The 20824-nt window shown below is 73.9% G+C and carries 14 protein-coding genes; 5 read left to right on the top strand and 9 right to left on the bottom strand.

What is annotated here, in order from left to right:
• Positions 1-75 precede the first annotated feature (75 nt).
• Together ACZ434_RS10350 and ACZ434_RS10345 are read left to right on the top strand one after the other, a co-directional pair.
• Positions 76-1686, top strand: coding sequence for an AMP-binding protein (locus ACZ434_RS10350; RefSeq protein WP_468453850.1), 1611 nt, complete (start codon positions 76-78; stop codon positions 1684-1686).
• Between the two features lie 34 nt (positions 1687-1720).
• The gene (locus ACZ434_RS10345) at positions 1721-2545 is read left to right on the top strand and encodes a PaaX family transcriptional regulator (protein ID WP_468453848.1); all 825 of its coding nucleotides are present in this window, start codon (positions 1721-1723) and stop codon (positions 2543-2545) included.
• Between the two features lie 25 nt (positions 2546-2570).
• Here ACZ434_RS10345 and ACZ434_RS10340 read toward each other — a convergent pair whose 3' ends face one another.
• Entirely contained in the window at positions 2571-4853 is a 2283-nt protein-coding gene (locus tag ACZ434_RS10340) for a bifunctional salicylyl-CoA 5-hydroxylase/oxidoreductase (RefSeq protein ID WP_468453846.1), read from the bottom strand.
• 146 nt (positions 4854-4999) lie between these two features.
• On the opposite strand from ACZ434_RS10340, the gene ACZ434_RS10335 reads away from it, so the two are divergent.
• Positions 5000-5218 (top strand): hypothetical protein, encoded by a 219-nt coding sequence (locus tag ACZ434_RS10335; RefSeq protein ID WP_468453844.1) that lies wholly within the window; start codon positions 5000-5002, stop codon positions 5216-5218.
• A gap of 64 nt (positions 5219-5282) precedes the next feature.
• Here the strand turns inward: ACZ434_RS10335 and ACZ434_RS10330 are convergent, their stop codons facing one another.
• Positions 5283-6110 (bottom strand): enoyl-CoA hydratase family protein, encoded by an 828-nt coding sequence (locus ACZ434_RS10330; RefSeq protein ID WP_468453842.1) that lies wholly within the window; start codon positions 6108-6110, stop codon positions 5283-5285.
• A gap of 331 nt (positions 6111-6441) precedes the next feature.
• Between ACZ434_RS10330 and ACZ434_RS10325 the strand changes: the two genes are divergently transcribed.
• Positions 6442-6885, top strand: coding sequence for an ATP-binding protein (locus ACZ434_RS10325; protein ID WP_468453840.1), 444 nt, complete (start codon positions 6442-6444; stop codon positions 6883-6885).
• A 13-nt stretch (positions 6886-6898) separates the two neighbouring features.
• Here the strand turns inward: ACZ434_RS10325 and argF are convergent, their stop codons facing one another.
• From argF to ACZ434_RS10305, 4 genes are all read right to left on the bottom strand, one after another.
• On the bottom strand, positions 6899-7906 hold the full coding sequence (gene argF, locus ACZ434_RS10320) for an ornithine carbamoyltransferase (RefSeq protein WP_468453838.1): 1008 nt from the start codon (positions 7904-7906) through the stop codon (positions 6899-6901).
• Positions 7907-7984: 78 nt separating this feature from the next.
• Entirely contained in the window at positions 7985-9211 is a 1227-nt protein-coding gene (locus ACZ434_RS10315; RefSeq protein WP_468453836.1) for an arginine deiminase, read from the bottom strand.
• Between the two features lie 67 nt (positions 9212-9278).
• Positions 9279-10979, bottom strand: a complete 1701-nt coding sequence (locus ACZ434_RS10310) for an HEXXH motif domain-containing protein (RefSeq protein ID WP_468453834.1) — start codon at positions 10977-10979, stop codon at positions 9279-9281.
• Between the two features lie 68 nt (positions 10980-11047).
• Positions 11048-11281: a hypothetical protein gene (locus ACZ434_RS10305; RefSeq protein ID WP_468453832.1), complete on the bottom strand. Its 234-nt coding sequence runs from the start codon at positions 11279-11281 to the stop codon at positions 11048-11050.
• A gap of 860 nt (positions 11282-12141) precedes the next feature.
• Here ACZ434_RS10305 and ACZ434_RS10300 point away from each other — a divergent pair.
• Complete coding sequence (locus ACZ434_RS10300; protein ID WP_468453830.1) at positions 12142-13461, top strand: cation:proton antiporter; 1320 nt, start codon at positions 12142-12144, stop codon at positions 13459-13461.
• 58 nt (positions 13462-13519) lie between these two features.
• On the opposite strand, the gene fxsT is transcribed toward ACZ434_RS10300, so the two are convergent.
• The 3 genes from fxsT to ACZ434_RS10285 are packed head-to-tail and all read right to left on the bottom strand — an operon-like array spanning position 13520 to position 20736.
• A complete protein-coding gene (gene fxsT, locus ACZ434_RS10295) occupies positions 13520-18121 on the bottom strand; it encodes an FxSxx-COOH system tetratricopeptide repeat protein (RefSeq protein WP_468453828.1) in 4602 nt (1533 codons plus the stop codon).
• On the bottom strand, positions 18122-19204 hold the full coding sequence (locus ACZ434_RS10290; RefSeq protein WP_468453826.1) for an AAA family ATPase: 1083 nt from the start codon (positions 19202-19204) through the stop codon (positions 18122-18124).
• On the bottom strand, positions 19201-20736 hold the full coding sequence (locus tag ACZ434_RS10285; protein ID WP_468453824.1) for a VMAP-C domain-containing protein: 1536 nt from the start codon (positions 20734-20736) through the stop codon (positions 19201-19203). The genes ACZ434_RS10290 and ACZ434_RS10285 overlap by 4 nt, the downstream gene beginning before the upstream one ends.
• Positions 20737-20824 lie beyond the last annotated feature (88 nt).

The raw sequence follows: 20824 nt of genomic DNA, 5'->3' as shown, positions 1-20824 counted from the left end.
CGCGGACCGTTGACTGCCGTCACCAACGCGATACGCTCCTGGTGCGAGCCCACCACGCCAAGGGGGCGAACCGTCATGAATCCACGGGCCACCGCGCACGTCGACACCTTCGCCCGCGACCACCTCCCGCCACCCGACCAGTGGCCCGAGCTCCGCTTCGACCTGCCGGAGCTGCACTACCCCGAGCGGCTGAACTGCGCCGCCGAGCTGCTGCACGGCCCGCCCGGCGACCGCCCCGTGTTCCGCACCCCCGACGGCACCACCTGGACGTACGACGCGCTGCGGGCCCGGGTGGACCGGCTCGCGCACCTGCTCACCGGGGACCTCGGGGTCGTACCCGGCAACCGGGTGCTGCTGCGCGGTCCCACCACGCCGTGGCTGGCCGCGTGCTGGCTGGCGGTGCTGAAGGCGGGCGCGGTCGCCGTCACCGTGCTGGCCCAGCAGCGCCCGCACGAGCTGAGCACGATCTGCGCGATCGCCCGGGTCCGCCACGCCCTGTGCGACGTCCGGGCCGTCGACGACCTCGCCAAGGCCGAGGTTCCGGGGCTCCGGATCGCCACGTACGGCGGCGACTCCCCCGACGACCTGCTGAACCGTCCGGCGCCCGGCACCCCGTACGAGGCGGTGCCGACCGCCGCGGACGACGTCGCGCTGATCGCGTTCACCTCCGGCACCACCGGACGGCCCAAGGGCTGCATGCACTTCCACCGGGACGTGCTGGCGATCGCGGACACCTTCTCCCGGCACATCCTCGCGCCGGTCGCGGACGACGTGTTCGCCGGCAGTCCCCCGCTCGGCTTCACCTTCGGCCTGGGCGGGCTCGTGGTGTTCCCGATGCGGGCCGGCGCGAGCGCGCTGCTGCTCGAACAGGCCCATCCCCGGGAGCTGTTGGCCGCCGTCGCCGAGCACCGGGTGTCGGTGCTGTTCACCGCGCCCACCGCCTACCGGGCGATGCTCGGCGACGTGGACGCCCACGACATCTCCTCGCTGCGCCGCTGTGTCTCGGCGGGCGAGAACCTGCCGGCCGCCACCTGGAGGGCCTGGCACGAGCGCACCGGGCTGCGCATCATCAACGGCATCGGCGCCACCGAGCTGCTGCACATCTTCGTCTCCGCGGCCGACGAGCACATCAGGCCCGGGACGACCGGGGTCCCGGTGCCCGGATGGCAGGCGCGCGTGCAGGACGCGGACGGCAGCCCCGTGCCGGACGGGGAGCCAGGGCTGCTCGCGGTGCGCGGCCCCGTCGGCTGCCGCTACCTCGCCGATCCGCGCCAGCGGGAGTACGTGCGGGACGGCTGGAACCTCACCGGCGACACCTATGTCCGCGACCGGGACGGCTACTTCCGGTACGTGGCCCGCGCCGACGACATGATCATCTCGGCCGGGTACAACATCGCCGGCCCGGAGGTCGAGGACGCGCTGCTGCGCCACCCCGACGTCGTGGAGGCGGCGGTGGTCGGCCGGCCCGACGAGGCGCGCGGCCGGATCGTGGTGGCGTACACGGTCCTCCGGGAGGGCGCCGCGCGCGACACCGAGGCGCTGCGCGCCTTCGTGAAGTCGGAGCTGGCGCCGTACAAGTGCCCGCGCGAGATCGTCTTCATGGACGCGCTGCCCCGCACGGCCACCGGCAAGCTCCAGCGGTTCCGGCTGCGCGCCCCCGCGGGCACGGGAGATGACCAGGGCTGATGCCGGGGAACACCGCCCAGCGGCACGACCTAAGATGATCAACGTGTCCGACCAGCATGCTCCACGGTCCCTGATCGTCACGCTCTACGGCGCCTACGGCCGCTTCTCGCCGGGCCCCGTGCCCGTCGCCGAACTGATCCGGCTGCTGGCCGCGGTCGGCGTGGACGCCCCGTCCGTGCGCTCCTCGGTGTCCCGGCTGAAGCGGCGCGGGCTGCTCCTCCCGGCGCGCACCGAGCGGGGCGCCGCCGGGTACGAACTCTCGCCCGACGCCCGTCAGTTGCTGGACGACGGTGACCGGCGCATCTACGCCACCGCGCCGCCCGGGGACGAGGGCTGGGTGCTGGCCGTGTTCTCCGTGCCGGAGTCCGAGCGGCAGAAGCGGCACGTGCTGCGTTCCCGCCTGTCCGGCCTGGGCTTCGGCACGGCGGCGCCCGGTGTGTGGATCGCGCCCGCGCGGCTGTACGAGGAGACCAGGCACACTCTGGAGCGCCTGCGCCTCGACGGGTACGTCGACCTCTTCCGCGGCGCGCACCTCGGCTTCGCGCCCACCGCCGAGGCGGTCGCCCGCTGGTGGGACCTGGCCCGGATCGCCGAGGAGCACGAGGCGTTCCTGGACCGGCACGCGCGCGTGCTGCGCTCCTGGGAAGAGCGCACGGACACCCCGCCCGAGGAGGCCTACCGCGACTACCTCCTCGCCCTGGATTCCTGGCGCCACCTCCCCTACGCCGACCCCGGCCTGCCCGCCGCCCTGCTCCCCGCCGACTGGCCGGGTACGCGCTCGGCGGCCGTCTTCCGGGCGCTGCACGAACGGCTCCGTGACGCGGGGGCCGGCTACGCGGCCCTGGAGACGGCCGGCTGACCGTCCCGGGCGGTGTCCCGCCCGGTCAGTCGCCCAGCGCGAGCCGGGGTTTGGGGGCGTCGGTGCGTCCGGTCCGCGGCCGGCGGCTGCCCGCCCGGTACGGCGGCGGCCAGACGGCACCCGGACCCTCGTAGCCCTGCTCGGCCGCCGCGTGCAGGGTCCAGTGCGGGTCGTAGAGATGCGGCCGGCCGAGGGCGCACAGGTCCGTACGTCCGGCGAGGATCAGGGAGTTGACGTCGTCCCAGGAGGAGATCGCACCGACCGCGATGACGGGGACCCCGGCCTCGTTCCGTACCCGTTCGGCGAACGGCGTCTGGTAGGAGCGGCCGAACTCCGGCTGTTCGTCGGCCACGACCTGCCCGGTCGACACGTCGATGGCGTCGGCGCCGTGCGCGGCGAAGGCACGGGCGATCGCGACCGCGTCCTCCGCGGTGGTGCCGCCCTCCGCCCAGTCCGTGGCGGAGATGCGGACGGTCATCGGCCGGTCCCCCGGCCACACCGCGCGCACCGCGTCGAACACCTCCAGCGGGAAACGCAGCCGCTTCTCCGGTGAGCCACCGTAGGCGTCGGTGCGCAGGTTGGTGAGCGGGGAGAGGAAACCGGACAGCAGGTAGCCGTGGGCGCAGTGCAGCTCGAGCAGGTCGAAACCGGCCCGCGCGGCCCGCACGGCGGCGGCCGTGAACTGCTCCCTCACGTCGGTCAGCTGGGCACGGGACAGCTCCCGGGGGACCCGGCCGCCCGGCCGGTACGGCAGCGGGGAGGCGGCGACGAGGGGCCAGTTGCCCGCGTCGAGCGGCTCGTCCATGCCCTCCCACATCAGCTTGGTGGAGCCCTTGCGCCCGCTGTGGCCGAGCTGCACGCCGATCGCGGTGCCGGGCGCCTGCGCGTGCGCGAAGTCGGTGATCCGCCGCCACGCCTCGGCCTGCCGGCCGGTGTAGAGGCCGGCGCAGCCGGGGGTGATGCGGCCCTCCGGGCTGACGCACACCATCTCCGTCATCACGAGTCCGGCACCGCCGAGCGCCCGCGAGCCGAGGTGGACGAGGTGGAAGTCGCCGGGGACGCCGTCGACCGCCGAGTACATGTCCATGGGCGAGACGACGACCCGGTTGCGCAGGGTCAGACCGCGCATCCGGAACGGTGTGAACATCGGGGGTGTGCCGGGCGGGCAGCCGAAGCCCCGCTCCACCGCCTCGGTGAACCGGGCGTCGCGCAGCCGCAGGTTGCCGTGGGTGACCCGGCGGCTGCGGGTGAGCAGGTTGAAGGCGAACTGGCGGGGCCGCTGGGCGAGATGGCGGGGCAGGTCCTCGAACCACTCCAGGCTGGCCCGGGCGGCCCGCTGGGTGGAGGCGACCACGGGCCGGCGTTCCGCCTCGTACGCGGTCAACGCGTCCTCGACGCTGGGCTGTTCGCGCAGGCAGGCGGCGAGGGCGAGCGCGTCCTCGACGGCGAGCTTGGTGCCGGAGCCGATGGAGAAGTGGGCGGTGTGGGCGGCGTCGCCGAGGAGCACGACGTTGCCGTGCGACCAGCGCTCGTTGACGACCGTACGGAAGGTGGTCCACGCCGAGTTGTTCGACCGCAGCGGGCGCCCGCCGAGCGCGTCGGCGAAGATCTTGGCGCAGCGCTCGACGGACTCCGTCTCGTCCAGTTCGTCGAATCCGGCGGCGCGCCACACCTCTTCGCGCATCTCGACGATCACGGTGGAGGCGTCGGCGGAGTAGGGGTAGCCGTGCAGCTGCATCACGCCGTGCTCGGTCTCGGCGATCTCGAAGCGGAAGGCGTCGAAGGGGAAGCCGGCGGCGAGCCAGATGTAGCGGCAGCGGTGTGCGGTGATCCGGGGGCGGAAGACGTCGGCGAAGGCGTCGCGGGTGGTGCTGTTGACTCCGTCGGCGGCCACGACGAGGTCGTGGGTGTCCGCCAGTTCCGCCGGGTCGGGGGCGTGCGAGCGGAAGCGCAGGTCGACGCCGAGTGCGCGGCAGCGGTCGTGCAGGATCTCCAGGAGGCGGTGCCGTTCCAGGGCGGCGAAGCGGTGTCCTCCGGAGGTCTGGAGGGTGTTCCGGTGGACGATGTCGATGGTGTCCCAGTGGACGAAGGCCCGCTGGAGGGCTCCGTAGACCTCCGGGTCGGCGTGTTCGATGCCGCCGAGGGTTTCGTCCGAGAGGACGACGCCGAAGCCGAAGGTGTCTTCGGGGGCGTTGCGTTCCCACACGGTGACCTGGCGGTCGGGGGCGAGGCGCTTGAGCAGCGCGGCGGTGTAGAGGCCGCCGGGTCCTCCGCCGATGATCGCTACGCGGAGGGGGCGGAGGGGCACGTCGGGCGGCTGCGGGACGTCTGTGGCTGGTCGCGCCCACGCGGCGACAGCCGCAGATCCGGAACTGCCCCGCGCCCCTGAGGGAGTCGCGGCAGCCGCCGATGCAGGAACACCCCGCGGCCCCGGGGGAGTTGCGGTAGCCGCCGATGCAGAAACGCCCCGCACCCCTGGGCGTGCTGCTGCGGGCGCAGATCCGGAACTGCCCCGCGCCCCTGGGGAAGTTGCGGCAGCCGCCGATGCAGAAACGCCCCGCGCCCCCGGACGTGCTGCTGTGGGCGCAGATCCGGAACTGCCCCGCGCCCCTGGGGAAGTTGCGGCAGCCGCCGATGCAGGAACACCCCGCGCCCCCGGGGGAGTTGCTGTAGCCGCCGGTGCAGGAACGCCTCGCGGCCCTGCGGGAGTTGCAGCGCGGTGTGGCGAGGGCATCTTCTACCTCCCTCGCCACTTCGGGGGGCGTTTCTCGGTGAAGGCCGCATGGAACTCGGCGTAGTCCTCGCCGGTCATCAGGAGGGCCTGGGTGGAGGCGTCCAGTTCGATCGCCGCCGCCAGGGGCATGTCCAGTTCGGCGGTGAGGAGGGCCTTGGTCTGGGCGTGGGCCAGGGCGGGGCCGTCGGCGAGGCGGCGGGCCAGGGCCCGGGCGGCCTCGTCGGCGTGGCCCTCGTCGGTCAGCACGCTGATCAGGCCGATGCGCTCGGCCTCCGGTGCGCGTACCGGCTCGCCCAGCATGAGCAGCCGGGTGGCGTGGCCCAGGCCGACGACCCGGGGCAGCAGGTACGCGGCGCCCATGTCGCCGCCCGAGAGGCCGACCCGGGTGAAGAGGAAGGCGAAGCGGGCGCCGGGGTCGGCGACGCGGAAGTCGGCGGCCAGGGCGAGGACCGCGCCGGCGCCCGCCGCCACCCCGTGCACCGCGGCGATCACCGGGAACGGGCACTCCCGTACCGCCCGCACCACCTGGCCGGTCATCCGGTTGAAGTCGAGCAGTTGAGCGGTGTCCATCGAGAGGGTCGCGCCGATGATCTCGTCGACGTCCCCGCCGGAGCAGAAGCCGCGCCCCTCGCCGGCCAGCACCAGGGCGCGCACCGCCCGCTCCCGGGACAGCTCGGCGAGCAGGTCGCGCAGGTCGGCGTAGGCGCCGAAGGTGAGCGCGTTGAGCTTGTCGGGGCGGGCGAGGGTGACGGTGGCGACGCCGTCGGTGAGATCGACGCGCAGATGCTCCCAGCGGGCGGTACGGGCGGCGGAACCGGTGAAGGGACTCATGAGGGCGGCCTCCTCGGGCGGGCACTGCGCTGCTCACTGAGCTCTGCCCCATGAAGCTATCACTCATCGGTGACCGTCGTCACGGGCACGCGATACACCGTTCGGGCTCCGGCGCCCCAGTACACGGTCGCCGTCACATCCGTCACGGCTCGTCGACGTACCGGTAACGGTGGGAGCGGGCGTGCGAGGCGGGCCCGGCGCGTGGGTATGCCGCCCGTTGCCGGGGCCCGCGCCCCGGACGGCGCCCGGGCGAGACTCCGGGGCCTCCCCCGCGAGGGGCGGCACCGGGTGCGCCGTACCATTGACGGCTGAACGCAGGAGCACCCGCTCCATGAACGGACCCGCTGTGCACGAACCCTCCGCCGCTCCCACCTCCTGGCGCGTCGCGCTGCCGCACTCCACCACGGCCGTGCCCGTGGCCCGTGCGCTGGTCCGTACGGCGCTGGCCGAGCGGGAGCACACCGCCGACAGCGACACGGCGGAGCTGCTGACGGCGGAGCTGGTGGCCAACGCCGTGGAGCACACCTCGGGGAGCGCCCCGATAGAGCTGGTGGTGCGGTTGCTGCCGGCCGGTTTCCAGGTCGAGGTGCACGACGCCGACCCCGCGCCGCCCGGCGACCTCACCCGTCCGGCGCAGGGCGCCCCCGATCCGTGGCAGGAGCACGGGCGGGGCCTGCTGCTGATCCGCACGCTGAGCTCGTCGTGCGGCCACCGCCCCACCGAGTCCGGCAAGGCGGTGTGGTTCCGGCTGCCGGGCCAGCGGCGTCCGGTCTGACCGGGGCGGCCGCTCAGGCGAGGGTCGCGACCAGGACCGCCTTGATCGTGTGCATACGGTTCGCCGCCTCGTCGAAGACGACCGAGTGCGCCGACTCGAACACCTCGTCGGTCACCTCCAGCGACTCGAGGCCGTGGGTCCCGTACACCTCGCGGCCCACCTCGGTGCCGAGGTCGTGGAAGGCGGGCAGGCAGTGCAGGAATCTCACGTCCGGGTTGCCGGTGGCGCGCAGCACGTCCATGGTCACCGCGTACGGCGCGAGGGCGGCGATCCGCTCGTCCCAGACCTCCTTGGGCTCCCCCATGGAGACCCAGACGTCCGTGGCGACGAAGTCGGCGCCGGCGACACCCTCCGCGATCTCCTCGGTGAGCGTGAGGCGGGCCCCGCTGGTCGCGGCGAGCTCGCGGGCCCGGTCGACGACCTCCTGGGCGGGCCAGTAGGTCTTCGGGGCGACGATGCGCACGTCCATGCCCAGCAGGGCCGCGGTGACGAGGTAGGAGTTGCCCATGTTGAAGCGGGCGTCGCCGAGGTAGGCGAAGGCGATCTCCGTGAGCGGCTTGGGGCTGTGCTCGGTCATGGTGAGGACGTCGGCGAGCATCTGGGTGGGGTGCCAGTCGTCGGTGAGACCGTTGTAGACGGGAACGCCGGCGTACCGCGCCAGTTCCTCCACCTTGGCCTGGCTGTCCCCCCGGTACTCGATCCCGTCGTACATCCGGCCCAGCACCCGGGCGGTGTCCTTCACGGACTCCTTGTGGCCCATCTGGGAGCCCGAGGGATCGAGGTAGGTCGTCGAGGCGCCCTGGTCGGCGGCGGCGACCTCGAACGCACAGCGCGTACGCGTCGAGGTCTTCTCGAAGATCAGCGCGATGTTCCGGCCCCGCAGGTACTGTCGTTCGGTCCCGGCCCGCTTGGCCGCCTTCAGCTCGGCGGCCAGCTCCAGCAGGCCGCGGAACTCCGGCGCGGTGAAGTCCACCTCCTTGAGGAAGGGGCGGCCGGCGAGGGCGGTCGGGACAGTCGCCATGGGGCTCTCCAGGGACGGGGACGCGGACCCTTGGAAGTGTATACGAAGATTTGTATTTCTATGCGGGGCTGTACGGGGCTAGGGCACGGCGTCCCGTTCCACGGGACAGCTCATGCAGCGCGGCCCGCCCCTGCCCCGCCCCAGTTCGCTGCCCGGGATCTCTATCACCTCGATGCCCTGCTTGCGCAGATGCGTGTTGGTCGTCGCGTTCCGCTCGTAGGCGACGACGACGCCCGGTTCGACGGCCAGCACGTTGCAGCCGTCGTCCCACTGCTCGCGCTCGGCCGCGTGCACGTCCTGGGTGGCGGTCAGCACGCGGATCTCGCTGAGCCCGAGCGCGGCCGCGATCGCGCGGTGCATGTGCTCCGGCGGATGGTCGGTGACCTTCAGCTCCTTCTCGTCGGAGCCCGGCTCGATGGTGTACGAGCGGAGCATGCCGAGGCCCGCGTACTGGGTGAAGGTGTCGCCGTCGACCATGGTCATCACGGTGTCGAGATGCATCAGGGCGCGTCTCTTCGGCATGTCGAGGGCCACGATCGTACGGGCCGAGCCGGCCGCGAAGAGTTTGTGCGCGAGCATCTCCACGGCCTGCGGGGTGGTGCGCTCGCTCATCCCGATCAGCACCGCGCCGTTGCCGATGACCAGCACGTCCCCGCCCTCGATGGTCGAGGGATAGTCGGCCTGCCCCTCGGACCACAGGTGGAAGGACTCCCCGCGGAACAGCGGATGGTGCCGGTAGATCGCCTCGAAGTGCACGGTCTCGCGCTGCCGGGCCGGCCACCGCATGGCGTTGATGGAGACACCGTCGTAGATCCAGGCGGAGGTGTCACGGGTGAAGAGGTGGTTGGGCAGCGGGCCCAGCAGGAAGTCGTCCAGCTCCATGGCGTGGAAGCGCACGGAGACCGGCTCCGGGTGGGTGTCCAGGAACTCCCGCTTGGTCGTCCCGCCGACCAGCACCTCGGCCAGCGCGGACGCCGGGAGCGTCTCGAAGGCGGCACGGAGATGGTCGGTGGCCAGCGGGCCGTACTCCTTCTCGTCGAAGACCCGGTCCAGGACGAGCGAGCGTGCCGCCGGGATCGCCAGCGTCTCGGCGAGCAGGTCACCGAAGAGGTGGACGGCGACACCGCGGTCGCGCAGGACGTCGGCGAACCCGTCGTGCTCGGCGCGCGCCCGGCGCACCCAGAGCACGTCGTCGAAGAGCAGGGCGTCCTTGTTGCTGGGGGTGAGCCTTTTGAGCTCGAGATCGGGCCGGTGCAGGATGACGCGGCGCAGCCGCCCGGCCTCGGAGTCGACGTGGTAGGTCATGTCTCCATCCTGACCACCCGGCCGCCCCTTCACCCCCGGTTCGGCACATCCGCCGCTCCGGCTGCCCTCACCCGCCGCCCGGCGACGCCGGCAGCAGCAGCTCCGGCCGGGCCAGCATCCGCCGGGTGGCGGGACCCGGCTCCAGCGCGGCCCGGGCGACGATCCAGCCGGCCAGCGGATGCGGGTCCCCGGGGTCGCGCTCCAGCCTCTCGGCGTACCCGTCGAACGCGGCCGCCGGGTCGCCCGCGGCGAGGTGCTCGTCGGGGGTGCGCGGGTGAGCGGGCGGGACGGCGAAGGCGTGGGTGCGGACGTCGGGCCAGGACCCGCGGTCGGGGCGGAGGCGGAGGGGTCCGCCGCCGTGCGGGCGGGGCGGGGCGACGTTCCGCAGCCGCCACTCGGTGCGGTGCAGCGCGGCGGCGGCCCGGGCGCGGGCCCGCGCGGCCCGGTCGACGGGCTCGCGCAGCCATGCGTCCAGCGTCCGGGCGAGGCCGGCGACCAGGTGACGCCCGGCCTCGGTGAGCCTCCCACTCGTCATCAGGGTGCGCACCACCAGCCTGCTCTGGGTCCGGCGCAGTGTGAAGTGGTAGGCGGCTCGGTCTCCGTGCTCCGGGTCGGACAGCCGGTCCCGCCAGTAGCCGGCGACGCCCGTGAAGGCGTACGCGCCGTGCAGCAGACCGGTGAGATGGCGGGGGTCGGGGCGCCAGGGCGCGTAGTACCGCTCCGCGCGGTCGTCCTCGACGAGGGGGAAGAGGTGGATCAGGGCGGCGAGCTTGCTGTGCTGGAACTCGTGGACCAGCGTCTCGGCGAGGGCGAGGGCCGAGGAGGGGCGGGTGATGAGCATGGCTCCGTAGGCGTCGCCGCTGGACGCCGACACCCGCACGTCGGGCGGCGGCGGGGGCAGCGCGCCGGTCCGTCCCCACGGGACGACGGACCGGATCACCGACGGATCCAGCCGCCCCGGCAGGTGCGTGCCGTCGGTGGCGGCGAGGATCGCGGCGGCCTCGTCGAACAGCCGCTGCCAGGCCCGCGCCTCGTCGGTGTCCAGCCGGGCGGGCGGTACGGGGTCGTCGAGGTCGCGGTAGGGGTCCAGGTCCTCCAGGGGTATCGCGACCGGGCCGGAGGGGGTGCCGTGGGTGAGCGTGCGCAGCGGGGTCCAGTGCGGGCCCCCGGCGCCGGAGGACGCATCGGCCGGCTGCGGGGCCGGGCGGCAGGTGACGGTCACCGGGCGGCCCGTCCGGTCCGGGCCGGTGAGCGTCAGTTCCCCCGCGCGGGTACGCGCCCGGCCGGCCGTGGCGCCGTCGGCCCCGTCGGGCAGGTGGACCGTACCGAGGCCGGGCAGCGGGAGGGAGCCGTCGGTGAGGGGGACGGACAGCCGCGTCTCCGTTCCCGCGCGCAGCGCGGCGGCGACCGCCAGGACGTTCAGCCGGCCCGCCTCCGCCCACAGCGGGGGCCCGTCGGCCGTACCGTGCACCCTGCGCAGCATGTGCGCGATCCAGGCACCGGTCGTCGGGGCCAGGAGCAGCGCCTCGACCGGCTCCGGCGCCCGCCGCGCGGCCTCCTTCAGCGCCTGCCAGGCCTCGGCGGCCGGGGTGAGCGGTGTGGGCACGGCGGTCAGGTCGTCCAGCAGGGTGCGCAGGAGCAGCAGCCGGCGGGCGCGTTCCCCCCGTTCGAGGAAGGCGACCGCCTGCGCGGAGCCGCCGCCGGTGGCCAGTTCCGCGAAGAGGTGTTCGGGCATGCCGAGACGGTCGGTGCGCGGCTCGCTGGTCATCCCCGGTGTCCTCCGGTCTGTGTGCGGGCAGGGGGGAGCCCGGCGGGGCGCTCCCTCGGGCGGCGGGTCTACTCGGCCCGGGCCCCGCCTTTGTCCTCGCCGCCGCCCCGGATCCCGCCGCGGGACCGCAGGACCTCGGTGAGGAGACGGGTGCCGGGACGGAGGGGCGCCAGTCCGTCCACGGCGGTCAGCGGCAGCGTCGCGAGATCCGGCAGGTCCGACTCCCGCACGGGAGCTCCCGCCGCGAGGGCCGGCTCTCGGGCGGCTGCTTCGGCCTTGCGCCGCACGGGCGTCTCATGCAAGGTGCGTCCCCCTTCTCGCACGGCGGCACGCGATGCCCCGTGTCTTCATCCATCATGGCCATTCATTCCCCCGTCGAAAACCATACGATCACGCCACCCGATCATCGTTCTCCATGCGGGCGGGCTGTCGAACCCCCGAACTCCCTTGTTCCGTCCCGGAGTTCGGCCGACCGAATACCTCCCGCACCGACCGGCACCCCGTGCCGGGCCGTTCCCGGCAGGGGACGGGACGATGCGGGACGGGACCGGTGGGAGGAGGGGTGGCCCCTGTGCCGGCCCCGGTGCGACGGGACGGGTCCGCGGGGCACGGGAGGCGACGCCGCCGCCGGCGTGCACGGTGCGCCGGGCCCGCCATCAGCGGGTTCCCCTGCCTGCCGGTCGCGCTCCGGGGGTTCGGCGGACGGTGGCACCGCGCGCCGGGCCGCGCGATCGCCGCGGCCTCGCGGCGGCCGGCCCCGATCCGGGGTGACGGCAGAGGACGGCCCGGTCCCCTGAGGGCCACGGGACACGCCGGGACGGCCGGAAACCGTCCCTCCGCATCGCCGGCCGCGCGGCACGGCGTGTCGCCGCCGGTGCCGAAGAAGCCCGCGCCGGGCCGCCGGCCGCGCGCGGGCGCACATTCGGCGCACGGTCGCATCGGCGGCGAGGCGTGACACGGCACGGGCGCACACCGCGCCGGCGCCCTCCGCGGCCCGCCCCGATCAGGACCTCCGGTGCCGCCGGGCGCTCCGCCCATCCGGGTGCGGCGACAGCCGACGAACCGTCAAGCCGTCGCTAATCTCAAGGAATTGACCTCACACATGTGGGTGAGGGCCGTCTGCGGCCGCACGGCACCGGACGGCCGGACCGGAGGGGGATGCATGAGCCCTGACGCGCTGATCGCGCACTTCGTGGCCGCCTCGGCCCTGATCCTGGTGGCCGCCCACGCGGCGGGCCGGCTGGCCCGGCGGCTCGGGCAGCCGTACATCATCGGCCAGCTGGCGGCCGGCATGGCGCTCGGCCCCTCGCTCCTCGGCAGTGCCGCGCCCGGCGCCTACGCGGCGCTGTTCCCCGACGGGATCGACCCCATGCTGACCGGGTTCGCCCAGTTCGCCCTGGTGGTGTTCCTGTTCGCGGTGGGCTACGAACTGGATCTGCGCCTGCTCGGCGGGCGGGCCCGGACGGCGGTGGCCGTGGCCCTGGCCTCGTTCCTGGTACCGATGGCGGTGGGCAGCGGCGGCGCTCTGCTGTTCCGGGACCAGTTGCGCTCCCTCGGCATGCCGCGCGACCTCACGCCGTCCATGGTCCTGTTCGCCGGAATCGCCCTGTCGATAACGGCGGTTCCGGTCCTGACGGCCATCGTGCGGGAGAACGGCCTCGCCTCCACGGTGCCCGGGGTGGTGGCGGTCTCGGCGGCCGGGCTCCTCGACGTCGTCTGCTGGACGGTGCTGGCCGGCACGATGATGGAGGACGGCGCGGAGCACACGCTCGCCCTGCCGTGGCGTGCCGTGCTCGCGGCCGGCTTCGTCGCCCTCATGCTGGTCGCGGCCCGTCCGCTGCTGCGCCGGCTGCTGTGGCGGACCCACATGGATCCGTCGGCGCGTCTGGCGCTGCTGATCGGCTTCGCCCTCGGCTCGGCCTGGGTGACGCACTCCCTCGGGCTGCACGTCATCTTCGGCGCCCTGCTGGCGGGTGTGGTGACGCCCCGGGAGCCCGGCGGCACGCTCGACCCCGATCTGGTGCGTCCGCTGCACGACGTCGGCTCGCTGCTGCTGCCGTTCTTCTTCGTCGTCTCGGGCCGCTCCGTCGTCGTGACCGGTATGGACGCCACGGGATGGGTGGCCGTCGTGGTGGTGACGGTCCTCGCGCTGGTCACCAAGATCGGCAGCGGGACGGTGACGGCCCGGCTCGGCGGCCTCGACCGCGACGACGCGCGCACCGTGGGCGTCCTGCTGAGCGCCCGCGGCCTCACCGAACTCATCGCCCTGGACGCGGGCCTGCGGGCCGGGCTGCTGAGCGTTCCGCTCTACACGGTCCTGGTGTTCATGGCCCTCGCCACCACCCTGCTGACCCAGCCGCTGCTGGGGCTGATCCGCCGCTCCGCCGGGCGGGAGCCGCTCCGGGGCCCCGTGGAAGCTCCTCGCGCACCGGAGGGGGCACGGGAGGAGTCGCCGCCTGCCCGGATGACGGATCCGGGCTGAGCCCCGCGGTTCCCGGCCGGCCGGAGCGGCATGTCGCGCCGCGCCGGCCGGCCCGCGTTCACAGCGGCATCGGTGCGATGTCGGTCTCGATCCGCCGCTTGTACTGGGCGGCGGCGAGCCAGGGGTGACCGCCGCGCACGACGCGGCCGAACCCGTCCACCGCCCTGCGCTGCGCCTCGTCCGCCTCCGGTCCGCGGCTCAGTCCGCGCAGGTCGAGGGCGAGGTTGGCGGTGCAGGCGAGCGTCAGCGGGTGGTCCTCACCGGCGACCTCGGCGAGCAGCGGCAGGTTGGCCTCGTCGATCGCGTGGGCCCGGTCGAAGTCCAGTTGCGCGTAGGCCGTGTTGGCCCGGCCGATGGCCGCCGTGAGGGTGAGTACGTGGTGTTCGCCCAGGGTGGCGGAGAGCCGGCGGGCCGCGTCGTCCTCGACCTCGCGCGCCTTGTCCAGTGTGCCGAGCGCGCGCAGCGTGGCCGCCAGGTTCGTCTTGGTCAGCAGGGTGTAGGCGTGGTCCTCACCGAGCAGCGAGGCATAGCTGCGGGCGGTCTCCTCGCCCAGTTCGCGGGATTGTTCGAGGTCTCCGGTGAGCCGCTGGTCGACGCTGTAGTTGATCGCCGTGGCGAGCGAGTCGGCGTGCCGGGTCCCGTACCGGGCCACGAAGCGGCGCAGGGTCTCCGCGGAGAGCTTGGCCGCGTCGCCGAGGTCGCCGTCCCGGCGCCGGCAGACCGCGAGGTTGCGTGCCACGCGCAGGGTGAGCGGGTGCTCCTCGCCCATCGCGGCGCGCGCCCGCCGGTAGACGTCCTCCTGGAAGTCCCGCGCGCCGGGGTAGTCACCGCTCTCCCGCATGTCGATGGCGAGACCGTTGAGGCTGTTGAGGGTGAAGTAGCTGGCCGGCCCGAACATCGTCTCGCGCTGGCGGGCGTTCTCCCCATCCAGCTCCAGGGCCTCCCGGAACTGCCCGCACAGCCGGAGGTCGACGCCCCAGCTGTGGGTGGCCCGCAGGGTCGCCGGGTCGTCCGGCCCGAACAGCGACCGGGCCTGCTCGGTGGCCTCCTGCCCGAGGTCCCGTGCCTCCGCGAAGCGGCCCTGGTAGCGGCGGGCGTCGGCCAGGCTGCACAGGGACTCGATGAGCTCCTCGGAGTCGACCTGGACGCGCCGGGAGACCTCCAGGGCCTTCTCGGTGAGGGGGATGGACTCCGGGATCTGGCCGATCTGGCGCAGCATGAACGAGAAGCTCTTCGCCATGCGGATGACGTCCGCGTCCTCCTCCCCCGAGGCCGCCAGCCAGGCGTTCCACGCCTGCCGGCCGAGCCGGGCGGCTCCCTCGTGGTCGCCCCAGTAGTAGAGGAACTGCACGGTGTCGAAGACCAGGTCGCGCACATAGGTGTCGGTGCTGGCCACCGCCTCGGAGGACAGGAGGTGCGGCAGCAGCTTCTGGTAGCGGGGCCATTCCGACGACGAGCCGTAGGGTCCGGGCTTGGCCGCGGACAGCAGCTGGTGGGCGGCGTCCCGCATCCGCTCACGGTCCGGCGGGGACAGCTTGGCGAGGAGCACCGTCTGGAGCAGGCGGTGCATCTGCAGGGTGTCGGCCCGCGGGTCCACCTTCACCAGGGAGAACTGGCTGAGGTCGCGCACGGCGCGGTTGAGCCGGATCGACTCGCGCAGCAGCGGGTCGATCTCGGGTGTGATGTTGATGCCCCGGCTGCTGCGCAGCATGGACCGCGGGATGGGCTCGGGCGCCATGCTGGCGCAGATGTCGAGGAGTTGGCGGGCGCCGGGGTTGTTCTCCCGGATGCGTTCCAGTGAGATGTCCCAGGCGGCGGCGACGGAGACGGGGTAGTCGGGGGCCGGGTCCAGTTCCAGGATCTCCGGGCGGCGCTGCGCCAGCAGCTCGAGGTAGTCGTCGACGAGCATCCCGGTGACCGCGCGCCAGGCGCCGGCCTGCTCCACGGCGAGCGGCAGGTCGCCGAGGGCCTCCGCGAGCCGGTCGGCGTCTTCGTGCGAGAGGTCGGGCGAGCGCTTCTGGAGCAGCTCGATGGACTCCGCGCGTTCGAACACGCTCACCGGGAGCGGGGTGGCCACCCGTTCCCAGGCCCGGTTCCGGGAGGTGACGATGACCTTGCCGGGCCCGTTGGTCGGGAAGTACTGGCGGACCGCCTCGACGTCCTCGGCGTTGTCGAAGACCAGCAGCCAGTTGTCGTACGGCTTGCCGACGCGCAGTGCCTCCAGGACGGCGGGCACGGCCGTGTTGGCGGTGGAGCTGCCGGAGCTGTCCTGCCCGGCCGGGGCGACGCCCAGCCGGGTCGCCAGCGTGGTCAGCGCAGCGAGGATGAGGCTGTCGCGCTCTGCCGGGATCCAGCAGACCACCTTGTGGTCGTGCTGGTGGGTGTAGATGTACTCCAGGGCCAGCTGGGACTTGCCGACGCCGCCGAGGCCGTGCAGGGCGTGCGGCAGGACCGCCGCGGTGTCCTGGGCCCCGAGCTGCTCCTCCACGGCCCTGAGCAGCGCCTGACGGCCGACGAACGAGGTGTTCCTGAGGGGAACGTTCACCATGAGGGCCGGCGTCGCGGTCGTGGTGCTCTGCATGAGCGGTTCAGCCTCCGGGGCTTCGTGTTGGATCTCGGTCACCAGGCTCGACATGGGGTCTCCCGTGTGGTCCGGATCGTCCGACACTGGAGTCATCCCGTCCTGATCGTCGCGGAAGTCGCCCCCGTCCGGGTGGTTCACCCCACCGGGCGGCACCCCGGACACGCCGACGTCCATCCGTTCGGGGGTATCCGGCAGGAACCTGGAGACGTCGGGCTGGATGCGGTGCGCCCTTTCGGAGTAGGGACCCGACAGGGCACGCATCACGGCGAGTTCGCTGCGCAGCCAGCCGCTCTCGGCCGGGTCGGGCAGCACGGTGCCGGCCGGGTCACGCAGCGCGGCGCGCAGCGCCACCCCCCGTTCACCGGCGGCCGGCAGGTCCCCCACCACGCTGACGGTGCGGGCGAGTTGGGACCGGGTGGTGGTGGCGAGCAGCGCCTCGCGCACGCCGTCGGCGAACTCGGGGCGGCCCTCGCCGCCGCTGTTCCAGTCGATCAGTCCGCCCATGAGGATCTCGGCGAGGTGGTCGGGGCCGGTCTCCGGCATGACCCGGCGCCGGAGTTGTTCCACCAGGTCGAACTCGAACGGGATGGCGGCCAGCTGGGTGGCGAGCCGGCGGGCGGCGGGCGTGGCGAGGGTGAAGAAGCGGCGTACGGCGGCGGCCGCGGCGCGCGGGAAGCGCGGGGCGCGCAGACCGGGGGCGGGCGCTCCCTTGGTGAGGGTGCCGGCGAGGACGACGGGCAGGGAGCGGCGGACTCCGCGCTCGCCGGTGACGAGGTCGGCCCAGGCGCCGACGGAGCCGGGCTTCAGGGAGAGCACGGGGACGGGCAGGGAGTCGTCGGCGGCCTCGGGCAGCGGGCGCAGGGGGTCGGGGCCGCCGGGCGGCGCCCAGTGGCCGAGGCAGTCGTTGGGCATGCCGAAGCCGCCGGCCTCCAGGACCGCCGGGTGGGGGTAGAGCGTGGTGCGGTGGCGCAGGTGGGGCGGGAGCAGGTGGACCAGCGCGGTGGGGCCGGAACGGGCGAGCCGGCTCAGCAGGGTGTCCGCGGCGGGGGCGGCCCAGCCGTGGGCGAGACCGTCGGTGACGACGAGGAAGACGCGGCCGCCCTGCCCGTCGAGGAGTTCGGCCGGGTCCGTGAGGCCGGCGCCGCCGGCCCAGCGCAGGACGGCGCTGCCGGTCCGCGGGAGGGTGAGCCGCAGGACGCGCACGCCGCGGAAGGCGCCGCTGTGTTCGGCGGCCTCGGCGAGTGAGGCGACCGTCTCCTCCCAGATCCGCATCGTGGGTGCTTCGTCGGTGAGCAGCACCAGGTCGAAGGCGGTGGTGGGGACCGAGCGGAAGAACGGCATCCACAGGCCGGCGGTGACCCCTTGCTCGGCGGTGGTCTCCTCGTCCAGCTCCAGGCTGTCGCGGGAGGGGACGCGGCGGGCGAGCTGGTGCAGGGCGCGGGCGAGCATCGCGGTGCGGCGGCCGGGCCCGTGCTGCGGCAGGTTGGCGTCGGGCAGCAGCGGCCCGCCGGCGTGGAGCGTGGCGGTGCCCTCGGGGTGGGGTAACAGGCGGTCGCCGGCCGGATCGGGTCCGGTCCGGGCGGCCCCGGCCCGGGGAGTGGCCCCGGACGGGCCGTCCGGGAGCGGCGGGATGCTCCCGGGGAGGCCGGAGCCGGCCGGGAAGTCGGCCGAATCCACACCTTCCGGGGACGCCTCGGTGCCCGTTCCGTCCTCCGGCAGGCCGGCCCCGCCGGCTTCCCGGGGGTCGGCGGCGGGCGCGGTCGGGTGGCCGGCGGACCGGTCCGGGGCGGTGTCCCGGCCGACGCCGCCGGGGCCGCCGTGGCGGCTGAAGTGCGCGGCGAGCCACACCGCGTCGGCGATCTCCTGCCAGCGCGGCGGGTCCTGGGCCTCGTCGTACGGGGGCGGCGACGGCCGGTCGTGGCTCGGGGCTTTCCGGTGCGGGGCAGCGGCGACCGGCTCGGGTACCTCACTCGCGTACTCGACGGACTCGGAGCACGCCGAAGCGGGCGACGACCCCGATTCAGGTCCGCCGTCGCCGGGTCCGGATGCGCGCTCCCTGGGAAAGCCGTTGTCCATTCAGCGGCCCTTCGCGAGGTCGCGGAGGAGCATTTCCACGAGCTTACGCCCGTTCCCGTCGGCCTGGAAACCACCCATGGTAGTGATCTGGACAGCGTTGAGTAACTGGTCGAGGGAGTGGGTGCCGCCGGCCTGGACGCGCTGGAGGAAGAGGTCGACCAGGTCCTCGCTGTCCCGTGAGCGCTCTCCGAGGTGCCGGCTCACCATGGCGAGCAGCTGGTCGCGGGTGGGCACGCCGAGTTCCAGGGGCAGACAGCGCCTGCGGAACGCGGCCGGGAACTCGCGTTCTCCGTTGCTGGTGATCACCACGACGGGGAACTCCCGGCATTCGACCCGTCCTTGCCGCAGCTCGGCGCGGACTCCGGGGTCGCTGGTGTGGACGCTCGCGGTGTCGGCGGCGTCTCGGACCAGCTCCGGGACGTCATAGCTTCCGTTCTCCAGGACGTGCAACAGGTCGTTCGGCAGGTCGATGTCGCTCTTGTCGAGTTCGTCGACGAGGAGCACCCGGGGACGATCGTAGGGCAGCAGAGCGGTTCCCAGTGGCCCCAGGGTGATGAAATCCCCGAGCAGCGGCGGAACATGACGGGGCGTCAGTTGCTCGGCCGTCTCGCCGTCGGGGGCCGTGGTGCCGGACGCCGGGGCGTCCCGCAGCCCCGCCTGCCAGGCGGCGATGGCCTGGGCGCGTCCCATCGCGTCGTGGACGTAGAGGCCGTCGCGCAGGGCCGTGCGGCTGACGATGTTCCACTCCAGGACCCGGCCGAGTCCCAGTTCCCGTGCGATCACGTAGGCGAGGGTGGACTTGCCGATGCCGGGCGGTCCGCTGATCAGCAGCGGCCGGCGCAGCAGCAGCGCGGCGTTGACCGTGTCGATCTCCTCGGGGCCGAGCTGCGCCGTGACCTCGCCGGGGCCGAGCCGGCGCAGCGCGGCCTCGCGGTCGTCGGGCGGGGCGGGCTGGAGCGGGGCTCCGCCGAACCGCCGCCAGGGCGGGGGCTCGGGCAACTCGACGGCGGAGGCCGGGACCTGTCCGGTGGCGTGGAAGATCCGCCAGTCGTCCGGGGCGGTCTGCTCCTCCTGCGCGGTCATGCCGATGCCTCCTCGTTGGCGAGATCGCCGTCGTCGTTGTGGATGTCGACCACCCGTGTCGGGTCGTCCCAGAAGAAGGCGATGTGACGGCCCAGCAGGTCCGGGCTCTGGGCGGGGTCGACGGCCTTCTTGCGCAGCCGGTGGATGGCCACGGGGATCTGGGCGGCGATCGGGACGGAGGCGAAGACGGCGGTCACGACCTCGCGCCGCTCCTCGATGAAGGCGCCCCGGCGGTCCCATATGGCCAGGGAGATCCCCTCCGCGATGGCGGCCTTCAGCGCTTCCAGGGCGGGCGTGTCGGCGGGGGCGTCGAGGACCACGGCGGTGCGTGCGGACTCCCCGGCGAGCGCGGTCTGCCACGCGTCGAGCCGCTGGGCGTCGGCGCCGGTCCACCCGTGCACCGTGACCCCGTTGCGGCGCAGGCTGCGCCAGCGTTCCCGCCACTGCCGCCGGACCAGCACGTCGTCGGTGCGCATCCGCTCCAGACTGCGCAGGTGCACGCCGTACTTGAGGCCGAGCGGCAGCGGACGGCCGTGGCCGGTGCGGAAGCGCAGCCCCGCGACGTCGTGGTTGAGGAGGTCGTAGGGGAGCACGAACTCGACGTAGGCGGGCTGCTCGCGCCCGTCGGGGTCGGCCGGGACGGACCAGAGCCGGGCGCCCTGTTGCAGGGCGCGTTCGACGGCCGGGCCGAGGCCGTCGAGCGTGGTGGTGGCGGGTTCCCCGGGCTGCGGGTCCCAGTGGCCCGGCACCGCGTTCAGCCAGGGACGGACGACGATCTCGCCGCTGCCGTCGCGGGCCGGTTCCACGGCGACGATCAGGCAGCAGGGGGTGTCGGGGTCGGCCGCGGCCTCACGGCGGGCCGCGCGGCGCTGGGCCACCGCCGCCGTCAGGCCCGAGCGCTGGGCCCAGCCGTCGACCCAGGTGAGGAGGGTCCCGCGGTGACCGGGTGACGCGGCCAGGGAGGCGGCCGTGTCGACCAGGAGCACCGCGGGCGGTAATCCGTCCGGTTGCGCGTTCCATTCCAGGACGTGCGCGAAGAGCTGTTCGGGTCCGAGCCCGGGGGGCAGGTAGAGGCCGTTGAGTTCCTCGGCGAGTCCCTCCCGCAGCCGGGAGGCGGACACCTCCCCCTTGGCGTCGGCCAGCAGGACCTGCGCGGTGGCGGTGTCGTGGCCGGAGAGCGGGCCGGGAAGGGTCGCACCGGCCGGCGCGGCGGGGGCGAGCAGCCGGTCGAGCTCCTCGGCCGGCGCGGGCCCCTCGAAGAGTTCGACCACCTTCACCAGTACGCGTTCCCCGCCCTCCGCGTTCAGCGCGGCGCGCACCATGGCCACCACGTCCTCGCGCAGCCGGACGCCGCGTACGTCGACGGTGCGGGCCATCTGCTCGCCGAGCACGGTGGCGAACTGGACCCGTCCCTGGGCGTCCTCCATGCAGCCCAGTTCGCACAGCACGGCGGTGAGCCGGGACAGCAGTTCCAGAGCCTGCGCGCGCGGGAGCCCGGCGCCGGGACCGCTGAGAACCTCGCTTCTCTCCACCGACCGTTTCCCCCATGAGTCGGTTCATCTGCCTGACCGGCCTGCGAAGTTAGCACGGTAACTGACGGTTAGCCAGGGACGGGTGGTG

The sequence above is a fragment of the Streptomyces sp. NPDC030893 genome (genome assembly GCF_055571535.1).
The sequence above is the reverse complement of the archived record's forward strand: the minus strand, read 5'-3'. Positions and strand labels throughout refer to the sequence as shown.

What these genes read in the sequence shown, in the direction of transcription:
- ACZ434_RS10350 (WP_468453850.1), top strand. Translation starts at nt 76, where the DNA reads ATGAATCCACGGGCCACCGCGCACGTCGACACCTTCGCCCGCGACCAC.
- ACZ434_RS10345 (WP_468453848.1), top strand. Translation starts at nt 1,721, where the DNA reads ATGATCAACGTGTCCGACCAGCATGCTCCACGGTCCCTGATCGTCACG.
- ACZ434_RS10335 (WP_468453844.1), top strand. Translation starts at nt 5,000, where the DNA reads ATGCAGAAACGCCCCGCACCCCTGGGCGTGCTGCTGCGGGCGCAGATC.
- ACZ434_RS10330 (WP_468453842.1), bottom strand. Translation starts at nt 6,110, where the DNA reads ATGAGTCCCTTCACCGGTTCCGCCGCCCGTACCGCCCGCTGGGAGCAT.
- ACZ434_RS10325 (WP_468453840.1), top strand. Translation starts at nt 6,442, where the DNA reads ATGAACGGACCCGCTGTGCACGAACCCTCCGCCGCTCCCACCTCCTGG.
- argF (WP_468453838.1), bottom strand. Translation starts at nt 7,906, where the DNA reads ATGGCGACTGTCCCGACCGCCCTCGCCGGCCGCCCCTTCCTCAAGGAG.
- ACZ434_RS10315 (WP_468453836.1), bottom strand. Translation starts at nt 9,211, where the DNA reads ATGACCTACCACGTCGACTCCGAGGCCGGGCGGCTGCGCCGCGTCATC.
- ACZ434_RS10310 (WP_468453834.1), bottom strand. Translation starts at nt 10,979, where the DNA reads ATGACCAGCGAGCCGCGCACCGACCGTCTCGGCATGCCCGAACACCTC.
- ACZ434_RS10300 (WP_468453830.1), top strand. Translation starts at nt 12,142, where the DNA reads ATGAGCCCTGACGCGCTGATCGCGCACTTCGTGGCCGCCTCGGCCCTG.
- fxsT (WP_468453828.1), bottom strand. Translation starts at nt 18,121, where the DNA reads ATGGACAACGGCTTTCCCAGGGAGCGCGCATCCGGACCCGGCGACGGC.
- ACZ434_RS10290 (WP_468453826.1), bottom strand. Translation starts at nt 19,204, where the DNA reads ATGACCGCGCAGGAGGAGCAGACCGCCCCGGACGACTGGCGGATCTTC.